Raw genomic sequence first — 12,406 nt, forward strand, 5'->3', positions numbered from 1 at the left:
GTTTCAACTTGAATTGGTTTATTCCACTGAGGCGTTTGCTTCCTCTTGCACCTTTTGCAACTCTTCTGCCATTTTCTCTGGGGTGGTCTGCCCACCAATCAACTTCTGAATCTGCAGATTGCTGATCTCTGTCGTCACATCGGCCTGAACGAGTGCATCAAATGCCGGGAACGACGTCTTGGACGCATTAAGCACAGCCACAATTTCTTTCATCAAATCATCGGTAATGCTATCGGTCAGCACTTTCTCGTCCAGCTTCATGGCAGGCAACACACCGTCTTCCACAAGGCCGCGAACCTGCATATCTTCATTGTAGAAATTTTTGATAAAAGCTTTCACTGCTTCCAGCTTCTGCGGGTCATCCGCCACTGCTGCCGAGAATCCGTATCCATTGTTCACATCTCTCATCAAAGACGTCTGATCTCCTGCTCCGTTCTCTACCGGAGGCATATTGAAGAATCCAACCTTGCCAATGAGCGATTCACCGCTCTGACCTTCCTTGAATACAGATGACTTCCATGTTCCGTCATACATTAAAATCGCTTCACCGCTCGTAAACTGCGTGGTATATTCGGCATACTCGAAGCCCAGTTCACCTTTTTTGAAATAACCCTTATCCACCCATTCCTTATGTTTGGCAAAACCTTGCACAACACCCGGATCAGTCCACTTCGCTTCACCTGTTGCAAACTTTGCTGTAATCTCCGGTCCGGCATACCGGGACCACAGGTGGTTGGTTAACATAAGCGGTACCCAGCCCGCCTTGGATGCGGAAGCAAGCGGCACTTTGCCATCGGCCTTGATCTCGGCCAGTATATTGTCCAGTTCAGCCATGGTGGTTGGAGCTTTCCATCCTTTTTGTTCAAAGTACTCTTTATTAAAGAAAAAACCTTCGCCCGAACCGCCAATCGGCAGTCCATATACTTTGCCTTCATACGTAAACGGCTCAAGGGATGTAAACTGGTCCTGAATGCCCAACTCTTGCAGGATCGGAGTCAGATCAAGCAGCATGCCTTCCTTGGCATAGACTTTGGAATCCGGGCTGCCGAACAGTTCGAAGATATCAGGAGGATTACCTGCCGCCATCTCTCCGCGAAGCTTCTCTTTGCGATTCACATCGGATTCGACACCATCCAGCGTAAAGGTCAGATTGGGTATCTCACCCTCAACTTTGTCCACAACATCCTGCAGAATGGCCAGTCTTTTCTGTTTGTCGGCTCCCACCTGCGTGTGGCGCAGAAGCATTTCAATCGGTTCCTTACTTGTCTCCTCCACAGGTGTATTGCCTGCGCCTTGCTGTGGCTCGTTACTTGAGCTTGCACACCCCGCCAAAGTCCATGAAGTGATAAGCAATAATGAAAGCAGTAATGTCATTCCTTTTTTCATCTGGTTGACCCTCCTCAAGATATTGAGCATTTGGCTTTACACTCTGATTATAAAAAGCCGGAGCTTACATCGTAAGGATGACAATTCATCAATGGAGGGATAAAATCCTTCACTGGACAAATAATCTTGCATTTACAATAGATAACAGCAAAAAAACAGCCCCTGCGAAATATGTTCGCAAAGACTGCTTGGTTGATTGTTTTTACAATATATAAAAGTCAGATCACTTACCGGAACAAGCAATGCCAGCTGTTTCCTGGCGACCTTGTTCGATCAGGCCGTACGCCCGCTCCACTTCTTCTTCACTTGGCGAAGGAACACCATCCAGTGGGTATACTTTACCGAGCGCTTCCCATTTGTAAATCCCCATCTGATGGTATGGAAGAATTTCGAACTTCTCGACGCCATTTAATGTCCCAATAAACCGTCCAAGGTTAAGCAGATCCTCTTCCTCGTTATGAATACCAGGCACATACACGTGGCGTATCCACATTTTCCGGCCCTGCTCCGATAGCCACTTGGCCGTTTTCAACGTTCTCTCGTTGGATTTTCCTGTCAGCTTGATATGTTTCTCGTCATCAATATGCTTGAGGTCCAGCAGAACCAGGTCTGTGTGATCCAGCAGATCGTGAATCCGATCCGGCTCGTTAAACCCGTTGCTGTCCAGTGTCGTATGCAATCCCCAACGACGCTTCACTTCCTTAAAGATTTCGGCTACAAAGTGAGCCTGTAACGTTGGTTCTCCACCAGATATCGTGAGCCCGCCTCCGGAACTGCGGTAGTAGGATAGATACGGCTCAATTTCAGCCAATACCTCCTCGAGCGTCATTTCTTTTCCACCATCCAGCGCCCATGTATCAGGGTTGTGGCAATACTGACACTTGAGTAGACATCCTTGCATAAAAAGCACGAAGCGGATGCCTGGGCCGTCAACCGTCCCGAAAGTTTCGAGTGAATGAATATGTCCGTTAACCATGCTGCCTCTTCCTTTCTGTATCCGCATCCGCTGTGCGTTTAATATGATTTGGAATGCCTTGCTCTAGCGGTCTTCTACTTGCAAAATTACTTACATCGAACCATGGAACGTACGGTTGATGACATCCAACTGTTGTTCACGAGTCAATTTAATGAAGTTAACCGCATATCCGGATACCCGTACAGTCAGTTGCGGATAGTTTTCCGGGTGATCCATTGCATCAATCAGTTGCTGACGATCAAATACGTTAACGTTCAGGTGATGAGCATTTTGACCGAAGTAACCATCCATCATCGCAGTCAGATTGGATTTACGTGTGGTCTCCTCTTTACCCAATGCTTTTGGCACGATGGAGAAGGTATTGGAAATACCGTCAAGGCTGTGTTCATAAGGCAATTTGGCTACAGAGCCAAGGGATGCCAGTGCACCTTTTTTATCACGACCATGCATTGGGTTCGCACCTGGAGCAAATGGTTCACCTGCTTTACGACCATCTGGTGTAGTCCCTGTTTTCTTACCATATACCACGTTCGAAGTGATCGTCAGAACGGATTGCGTTGGCACTGCGTTACGGTATGCTTTGTGTTTGCGAATCATACCCATAAAGTTCTCAACCAGTTCAACAGCAATACTATCTACGCTATCTTCATTGTTACCGTAACAAGGGAAGTCTCCTTCGATTTCGAAATCAACAGCGATGCCTTGTTCGTTACGAATTGGTTTTACTTTGGCATATTTGATTGCACTCAGTGAATCTGCTGTAACCGACAGACCAGCGATACCGCAAGCCATCGTACGTACAATGTCACGGTCATGCAATGCCATTTCGATACGCTCATAGCTGTATTTATCGTGCATGTAGTGAATGACGTTGAGGGTGTTCATATACAGCTTCGCCAGCCACTCCATCATTGGTTTGAAGCGTTTCATAACCTCATTGTAATCCAGCACTTCGCTAGTAATGGCAGGATACTCAGGTCCAACTTGTGCTCCGGATTTCTCGTCACGACCACCGTTGATCGCATACAAGAGAGCTTTCGCCAGGTTGGCACGAGCGCCGAAGAATTGCATTTGTTTCCCGATTTTCATCGCTGATACACAGCAAGCAATACCGTAATCGTCACCATAGATCGGACGCATCAGATCATCATTCTCATATTGGATTGAGCTGGTTTCGATGGATACTTTACTGCAATAATCTTTGAAAGCTTCTGGAAGTTTCGTGGACCAGAGTACAGTCAGGTTCGGCTCTGGTGCAGGACCCAGGTTGTGCAACGTATGCAGGAAACGGAAGCTGTTTTTGGTTACGCGTGTTTCACCATTTACAGACATACCACCGATGGACTCTGTTACCCATGTTGGATCTCCACTGAACAGTTCGTTGTAATCTGGTGTACGCAGGAATTTGACGATCCGCAGTTTCATTACGAAATGATCAACGAGCTCCTGCGCCTGTTCTTCAGACAGAATGCCTTCTTGCAGGTCACGTTCAATGTAGATATCTAGGAAAGAAGATACACGTCCCAGGGACATCGCAGCACCGTTCTGTTCTTTGATCGCAGCGAGATAACCGAAGTACAACCATTGGAATGCTTCTTTTGCTGTTGTCGCTGGCAAGGAAATATCGAACCCGTGCATATCGCCCAATTGCTTCAATTCTTGCAATGCACGAATCTGTTCAGACAATTCTTCCCGCAGACGAATGACATCTTCATCAATAACATCAACTTCGAGTGCATTCAATTCACCTTTTTTGTTACGAATCAGGAAGTCTACCCCATACAAAGCTACACGACGATAGTCACCGATGATCCGGCCACGGCCGTAAGCATCTGGCAGACCTGTAATAATCCCTGCTTTACGCGCTGCACGCATGTCGGAAGTATAAGCATCGAATACACCCTGGTTATGTGTTTTGCGAATGTTCGTGAATATATCAATGACGCCTTGAGGCAATTCGAAGCCGTATGCTTCACATGCATCAATCATCATCCGGATTCCGCCTGTTGGTTGAATGGAACGTTTGAACGGAACATCGGTCTGAACGCCGACAATTTGCTCTTTAGATTGATCCAGATAACCTGGTTGGTGAGAAACAATAGTGGCTGGTGTGTTCACATCAACGTCAAGGACACCGCCATTATCACGTTCTTTTTTGGTCAGATCAGATACGATCTCCCACAATTCTTTGGTATTCTGGGTTGCACCTGCGAGGAACGCTTCATCGCCGTAATACGGAGACAAGTTGTGTGCCAGAAAATCATTCACATCTACGGATTTGGTCCATGTTCCTTTGGTAAAGTTTCTCCAGCCTGTTTGTTGTTTGACATCTTTTTCAATCACCGACATCTTAATCCCTCCACTAATTTGGATTTCTGGACACATAACATATTGCTTCATTCGTATCATTGTGTGCCCAGAGCCGCGATTAATGTGAATTGTTTCACATAAAACCGGAACATGTTCTCTCTACTTGGGAACCGGAACCGCGGGATGAATGTTTTTCTTACATTTTCAGTATACGACTTGGCACTTTCATCATCTGTGATTTTTATCACAAAGTCGGTGAACTAACTCACTCCACCTGCGCTTTGTCCCATTGAACCCGGTAAATTCACACTTAGCCACTGCGCGGGCAGAACAACTTCCGATCGCTGTTATCCCCGGATTTTTTCAATTTTATTTTCCAAAGGGGAAAATCCGGGGATAAAGGCGCACGCTCCGCTTCTTCAGTTTTTTCTGCCCTCTCCGTTATTGTGTGAACATCTGGCTCAAACAGCCACCTCACGGATTCCGTGTAACCTCTCTAGAACCCTTTGCTCCTCTATGCTCGGAGCAAACTAAATCTTAAAATAAACCCTGAAAAACAGATGCTTCACTCTTCTGTTTTTCTGCCCTCTTCTATATTGTGTGAAAGACGGCAATCGGGGCTCCCCTCTCGGGGAACCCTGATCTTATTGCCGTAAGGCACGCTTCGTTCTAGATTCTTTATTCAAACTTTCCGTAGAAAGCGTTGCGGTATACATCAGCCAGTTCAGTTACCAGCGGCAACTTCGGATTGGCGGTTGTACATTGGTCTTCGAAGGCACGGTCTGCCAGATAATCGACATGTGCTTCAAAGTCTTTTGCATCAAATCCGATTTCCTGGAACGATTCTTCAATACCCAAGATTTTGTTCAGGTTACGGATGGCGTTGATAAGACTGGTTACCCCTTCTTCTGTCGTGCGAGCAGGCAATCCCAAGATGCGAGCAATTTCGGCATACCGCTCATCCGCTACAAAGTGTGAATATTTCGGGAACGATGCGAATTTGGTCGGTTTTTTCGCGTTGTAACGAATAACGTGCGGCATCAGGATTGCATTGGTGCGTCCGTGTGCGGTGTGATACTGACCGCCCCATTTGTGCGCCAAGCTGTGGTTGATGCCCAGGAATGCGTTGGCAAACGCCATACCTGCAATTGTGGAAGCATTATGCATTTTCTCACGTGCCAGTTTATCGCCTTGTAGCGCAGATTGCTCCAGGTATTGGAACACCAGTTGAATGGCTTTAATCGCAAGTCCATCCGTGTAATCATTTGCCATAACAGATACATAAGCTTCAATCGCATGAGTCAGTACGTCCATACCTGTATCGGCAACCGCTGTTTTAGGCAGGGAGTATACGAATTCCGGATCGACAATCGCTACGTCTGGTGTCAGCTCATAGTCGGCCAATGGATATTTGGTGTTACCTTGATTTTTATCTGTGATAACCGCGAACGATGTCACTTCAGAACCTGTACCGGATGTGGTTGGAATCGCTACAAATTTCGCTTTTACGCCGAGACGTGGATATTTGTAGATCCGTTTGCGGATATCCATGAATTTTTGTTTCAGATCGTTAAAGTCCGTATCCGGATATTCATAGAACAACCACATCGCTTTCGCAGCATCCATCGGTGATCCACCACCGAGTGCGATAATGCAGTCCGGTTGGAAACGGCGCATCATTTCTGTTCCGCGATCTACCGTTGTTGTGGACGGATCGGGCTCTACATCGGAGAATACTTCGATCGCTACCGGCATTTGACGTTGACGCAGATAGTGCTCTACTTTTTCCACATAACCAAGTTTCACCATCATCGCATCCGTAATAATCGCAACACGTGTGATGTCAGGCATTTTGGCAAGATACTGCGTTGCCCCTTTTTCGAAGTAGACTTTGTTCGGCACTTTGAACCATTGCATATTCACGGTACGGCGAGCCACCCTTTTCACATTGATTAAGTTCACAGCGGTTACGTTGGAAGAAGTCGAGTTACGTCCGTATGATCCGCAGCCCAGTGTCAATGACGGCATATTCGTGTTGTAGATATCCCCGATGGCACCGTGTGTGGATGGTGAGTTCACAATAATCCGTCCGGTTTGCAGACGATCTGCGAATTTGCCGATCACTTCTTCATTTGTGGAGTGGATAACCGAGGAGTGACCCATGCCGCCAAAAGCAACCACTTCTGCTGCACGCTCAATGCCCTCTGCTGCCGTTTTAACTTTGTAACAAGCCAGTACCGGGCTTAATTTCTCAGCCGACAATGGGAATTTGGTACCTACCCCTTCAATCTCGGCCACGAGAATTTTGGTGCCTGCTGGAACTTCAATACCGCACAACTTCGCAATGCTTACCGCAGATTGACCAACAATCGCCGGGTTCACCGCACATTTCTCGGCATTAATCGCACCTGCTGTCAATTTTGCTGCTTCATCTTTGTTAACAAAGTAACAGCCATTTGCGATCATTTTTTTCTTCACTTGATCGAAGATCGGTTCTTCAATGATTACTGCTTGTTCGGAAGCACAGATCATGCCGTTATCGAAAGACTTGGACAGGATCAAATCCGTCACTGCCTGATTGATATCCGCGCTTTTCTCGATAAAGCAAGGTACGTTACCCGGTCCTACGCCCAGTGCAGGTTTACCACAGCTGTACGCTGCACGTACCATGCCTGATCCGCCTGTTGCCAGAATGAGCGCCACATCATTGTGATTCATCAGTTCGTTCGTACGATCCATGGAAGGATCATCAATCCACTGGATACAATCTGCTGGCGCACCATGTTTCACAGCCGCTTCCAGTAGGATTTTAGCAGCTTCCCGGCTACAATTCTGTGCAGATGGGTGGAAGCCGAAGATGATTGGGTTACGGGTCTTGATGGAGATCAGTGCTTTAAACATCGTCGTTGATGTTGGATTGGTCACTGGTGTAATCCCCATGATGATGCCGACCGGCTCCGCAATTTTCTGGAAGCTTTCATACTCGTTATCTTCAATCACACCTACAGTTTTGTCATACTTGATGCTATGGTACACATATTCTGTTGCAAATATATTTTTAGTGATTTTATCCTCATACACTCCGCGGCCTGTTTCTTCTACGGCCATCTTGGCGAGCATCATGTGTTTATCCAGACCCGCAAGCGCCATGGCTTGCACAATCCGGTCAATCTGTTTCTGGTCCATCTTCATGAATGCGGCGTGTGCTTTATTCGCTTTGTCAATTAACGTTTGAATATACTGACCTGCTGTCGGTTCTTTTGCTGGGGCGACTTCGTTCTTTACAGCCATCTCCCTCATCCTCCTAAAGGTTCGTATTAGTTTGTCTCTCTCGTTTACATTCACATCGTAACATGACAATAAATTTAATTATGTGATTTTTTTCACAAAGTATAACGAATTTAATTTAAGTTTTGTAGTGTCCTTTACACGACCATTTTCACTTCCTATTTAAACTATAGGGCTGTAAAATTCATCCTGTCCATCAAAAGTGAATTTTATCACAATGTTTGAAATTTCGTCATTTTTACCCCCTTTCCTTCCCCCTCAAACGGTAAGATTAGGTATATACTGAACTTAAAAATTGAACCACCGCAATTTGTACCGTCCTTCCTCCCGGCCGAGATGACCCTGATCAGGACGGCAACGGCTTGCGGCGAACCTCGGAGGCTACTGCAAGCTACAGAAGGTCGTCCGATGGACATAAAGGGGAGATAGACTTATGAGAGAACTAACGACTGTACTGGAAAAACGTGGCAATACCAACTGTTTCTCGGAAGCGAATTTCAACCATCTGCTAGTTACCATGAAAGATAGAACCTATCCGGAAGGTACACATCTGTACTGGGAAGGAGACGTCTCTGACAAACTTTATTATATGAAACGGGGTCGTGCCCAGATCACCAAATCAACGGATGAAGGCAAAGAACTGATAATGTACATGTATCAGTCCGGTGATATGATTGGTCAAGCTGATCCCTTCTTCGGCTCCAAACACAGCTTCTCAGCGGAAGTACTGGAAGACAGTGAGATTGGTGTACTGGAACACAAAGACCTGGAAATGCTGATATGCCAGCATTGTGACTTTGCGATCGACTTTATGAAATGGATGGGCATCCACCACCGGCTGACACAGACCAAGTTCAGGGATCTCATGTTATATGGCAAACCGGGTGCGCTCTGTTCTACCCTCATTCGGTTGTCGAATTCGTATGGTGAGCCTCATGGAGAACATGTTATTATTCACAAAAAAATTACCCACACGGATCTGTCCAATATGATTGGGGCCACCCGTGAAAGTGTAAACCGCATGTTAAGCGATCTGCGCAAGAAAGATGGCATAGAATATGACAATGGCATGATCGTCATCAAAGATCTGAAGATGCTGCAAGGCATCTGTCACTGTGAACTTTGTCCGAACGAGATCTGTCGTATTTGATGTACGAATATGCTAATAAGATGTGGCTTGCAAAACAATTTCATCATTAAAAAAAGCCCAGTTCTCTATATAGAGATTGGGCTTCTTTGTATACTTAGGATGCATTGGTCAATTCAAGCTTTACCGCATCACGTGGATTCAATTTCATATCCAAACCATTTTCCATTAATTCCTTGTCATTCACCATAATGACCCACCGCTGGTTCATGCGTGGTGTGACATTCTCGACCGAAACGACGAACTTATTGTTCTCCGACATTCTAACAATCCCGCTGGATTTCAAAACATCGCGAACTGTACATTCCTGGACATAGACTCCGGCATATTGACGATTGAGAGTTGGCATAATGTTTCCACCGCTCACCTTGAGTAACGTTGTCTGATATGCAACGCCATCCCCCCCACTGTCAGCGGCTTTCACGTAAATGATCACTTCATCTTTAGCATGAAGCTCCATGTTCCAATCTTCCTGTTCAATATCCTTGCCATTCAACTTCACAGCCCAGCTCAACGAAGAATCCAGAGAAACTTCACCCACGGATTGAATCCGTTTGCCATCCGCCGTAAAATCAACGAGTCCGCTATTAAGTAATGCTTTTTTGAGTGTCAAACCCTCACTAAAATCTCGCTTAATGGACTTCGTTGCATCAGGCAAAAATGTACTGCCATCTACAGCCACTGTAATCGTATTCGCTGTCTCCGTCTCTTTGACAATTGGCTGCTCTGAAGGTTGCGTCTCACTACATCCAGCCAAGATCGCCAGAATGAGCAAACATACACCTATGTAACCGGGGATTTTCTTCTTCATGTAGGTAACACCACCCTGCGTAAAATCATTCACCCTGTTGTCCATAACCTCTATTATGGCACAACACTCCACAAAAAAAAGTGTCAAAGCCGTTACTTTTATGGTGCGTGCCCTCCAGAGAGGGCTTATACAACAAAGAGAGCCTGCATACAGGCTCTCCAATCTAAATCACTTTTACGTTCTTATTGGTTAACTTATTATTGGACACAAGCCTGCATGTATGTCCGTCCTCCATCTCCATCCTTCAGATATGGATTGAGTCCAAAGAATTGTTCCTCCGATACATATACCCCTGTCAGCAATCGGCCTTCAAGCAATCCACCGTCCACCTGTACGCAGCATGAAGGTGCGTCTACATACTCCTGGTATAACGGAATCTGACCATATTGTTGATGTACCTTGAATACCTTCCCTTGCTCATGCAAGGGGCGTTCCGAGAAATAGGTAGGCACAATATAACGGGCAATGACATCCAGTTCCTGCACACTATAGAAAGGTTCATCGCCCAGCCATGGTGCAAACATTCGAATCTTCTCATATTGAGACCAGACAACCGCCTGAATCAGCATTTCTGCCTGAACCAACCGACCTTCTCTCATATCCAGACCCAACTGCTTTCCATGGATGGTTTCCTCCATGTGAGGCATCGCCGAATCAGGTTGTCTCAGTTCACATCCGATACACTTCCAGCCTCTGGACGTTTGAATCCATTTTTGCAGCACCGCCGGAGCTAATCTCGGACCATCGCTGTTCACAGAATGCGTATTCACTTCGGCAAGATCATCCTTAACCGAACGCGAATATGCTGTGCGCTTAAACAACTCCGCAGCTTTTTTGTAGATTAGATGTACCTGAATGGATGCGCTCTCAAGTTCTGCAATATCTTTCTTGCCGTAGCGTACTTCACGGGATAAGCTTTCTTCTCTCATGACAAGTGGGCCTCCTTCGCTCCGGCCGTCTGCGGCCATTTTCTATAGATTATACTACAACTCATGACAACATGTGCACAGCCCAGGAGAAAAACGCCTATCCACGGTATATCTAAGACAAAAACTCCTGATTTCTGTGGAAATCAGGAGTCTATGTCATTAAAGCAACGCAAGTGGGTGATGTTGAGCTAGTCAACCCACTTCTCAGCCCAGTCTTGAATTTGATTCATGACAGGCTGGAGAGCTCTACCTTTGTCCGTCAGTTCATATTCAATACGAACCGGCGTCTCGGGATAGACGTGACGAACCAGAATACCTTCACTCTCCAAGTCCTTCATCCGTTCGGACAACATCTTGTCACTCATAGACGGAATCAGATTGGAGATATCCTTGAATCGCTTCGAACCACTCATCAACGTTTGAATAATTAAACCATTCCAGCGCTTGCCCAAAAAAGAAAACGCCGTCTCAAAACGCGGACACATCCGCAAGTCTTGACCTTCCACATTAATCACCTCTTTAGAGATCACTCAACTTACATTTTGTTAGTATATTTCATAATAACATATTTAAGCTTCAAAGAAAACGTCTGCAACTAAAAAGTTTAAATTTTAGAAGCATAACATGCAAAATGGATCATACATCCCAGTATACATTACACGGTGCGTCGTAACCATGGGAAATATCGTATAACTTCCCCATAGTACTATCTTACCCAAAAAGAACCCAACTGCCACAGTCATCATTGACTTGGAGAAGGGTTCTTTTTGAATATAACTTATCATTTTCATTTCACGATTGAGTTAGTGAATTAGACCAGCACGCCACCAAATGGCCTTACAGGTTCGCTCTTACCGAATTCGGGCTTAAAGCTGCCGGCAGGATATGCCCATTTCACAGCGTTACTGATCACTCTTAATATTTCCGGTTTGTAATAGGTCGGATACGTCTCATGACCCGGTCGGAAATAGAAGATTTTACCTTCACCACGCCGGAACGTGCATCCGCTCCGGAATACTTCTCCACCCTGGAAGTTACTTACAAACACCAGTTCATCGGGTACTGGAATATCGAAGAATTCTCCGTACATCTCTTCTTTTTCCAATACAATTTTGCCTTCGATGCCATCCGCAATCGGATGGGATGGATTCACACACCATACAATTTCCTGCTCGTCAGCTACACGCCACTTCAGATCACAGCTGGTTCCCATCAGTGCTTTGAATGGTTTGGAGAAATGTCCTGAATGGAGCACAATCATACCCATCCCGTTCAAAACTCGCTGCGCGACCTTCTGTGAGATCTCATCGCTTACGCGATCATGTGCCATATGTCCCCACCATATGAGCACATCCGTGGAATTCAGCACTTCATCACTTAATCCGTGTTCAGGCTGATCCAGTGTAGCCGTCCGAATAGCAAAGCCTTCGCCGCCAAGTCCGTCAGCCAGCGCTCGATGCAGACCATCCGGGTAGACCTCCCTTACTTCATCGTGAATTTTCTCATGGACAAATTCATTCCAAATGGTGACGTTGATCATATTCAATTTCCCCCTAATG

9 protein-coding genes are annotated in these 12,406 nt (G+C 45.9%); 1 reads left to right on the forward strand and 8 read right to left on the reverse strand.

Annotation, left to right across the window (positions count from 1 at the left end; translation table 11 throughout):
- Positions 1-18 precede the first annotated feature (18 nt).
- The 4 genes from OM416_RS05655 to adhE form a co-directional block, all read right to left on the reverse strand.
- Complete coding sequence (locus OM416_RS05655) at positions 19-1,386, reverse strand: extracellular solute-binding protein (RefSeq protein ID WP_264927784.1); 1,368 nt, start codon at positions 1,384-1,386, stop codon at positions 19-21.
- A 223-nt stretch (positions 1,387-1,609) separates the two neighbouring features.
- Complete coding sequence (gene pflA, locus OM416_RS05660; protein WP_264927786.1) at positions 1,610-2,362, reverse strand: pyruvate formate-lyase-activating protein; 753 nt, start codon at positions 2,360-2,362, stop codon at positions 1,610-1,612.
- A gap of 90 nt (positions 2,363-2,452) precedes the next feature.
- Positions 2,453-4,711 carry a formate C-acetyltransferase gene (gene pflB, locus OM416_RS05665; RefSeq protein WP_264927788.1) on the reverse strand — a complete coding sequence of 753 codons (2,259 nt, stop codon included), beginning with the start codon at positions 4,709-4,711 and terminating at the stop codon, positions 2,453-2,455.
- A 639-nt stretch (positions 4,712-5,350) separates the two neighbouring features.
- On the reverse strand, positions 5,351-7,963 hold the full coding sequence (gene adhE / locus OM416_RS05670) for a bifunctional acetaldehyde-CoA/alcohol dehydrogenase (RefSeq protein ID WP_211085307.1): 2,613 nt from the start codon (positions 7,961-7,963) through the stop codon (positions 5,351-5,353).
- 430 nt (positions 7,964-8,393) lie between these two features.
- Between adhE and OM416_RS05675 the strand changes: the two genes are divergently transcribed.
- Complete coding sequence (locus OM416_RS05675; protein WP_169481984.1) at positions 8,394-9,110, forward strand: Crp/Fnr family transcriptional regulator; 717 nt, start codon at positions 8,394-8,396, stop codon at positions 9,108-9,110.
- Between the two features lie 94 nt (positions 9,111-9,204).
- On the opposite strand, the gene OM416_RS05680 is transcribed toward OM416_RS05675, so the two are convergent.
- From OM416_RS05680 to OM416_RS05695, 4 genes are all read right to left on the reverse strand, one after another.
- Positions 9,205-9,918 carry a hypothetical protein gene (locus OM416_RS05680; protein ID WP_264927792.1) on the reverse strand — a complete coding sequence of 238 codons (714 nt, stop codon included), beginning with the start codon at positions 9,916-9,918 and terminating at the stop codon, positions 9,205-9,207.
- A gap of 197 nt (positions 9,919-10,115) precedes the next feature.
- A complete protein-coding gene (locus OM416_RS05685; RefSeq protein WP_264927794.1) occupies positions 10,116-10,847 on the reverse strand; it encodes a hypothetical protein in 732 nt (243 codons plus the stop codon).
- 188 nt (positions 10,848-11,035) lie between these two features.
- Positions 11,036-11,332: a winged helix-turn-helix transcriptional regulator gene (locus OM416_RS05690; RefSeq protein ID WP_076333333.1), complete on the reverse strand. Its 297-nt coding sequence runs from the start codon at positions 11,330-11,332 to the stop codon at positions 11,036-11,038.
- A 326-nt stretch (positions 11,333-11,658) separates the two neighbouring features.
- Positions 11,659-12,387, reverse strand: coding sequence for a ThuA domain-containing protein (locus OM416_RS05695; protein ID WP_264927796.1), 729 nt, complete (start codon positions 12,385-12,387; stop codon positions 11,659-11,661).
- Between the last annotated feature and the right edge of the window lie 19 nt (positions 12,388-12,406).

The sequence above is a fragment of the Paenibacillus sp. LS1 genome, assembly GCF_026013365.1.
Taxonomy (GTDB): Bacteria; Bacillota; Bacilli; order Paenibacillales; family Paenibacillaceae; genus Paenibacillus.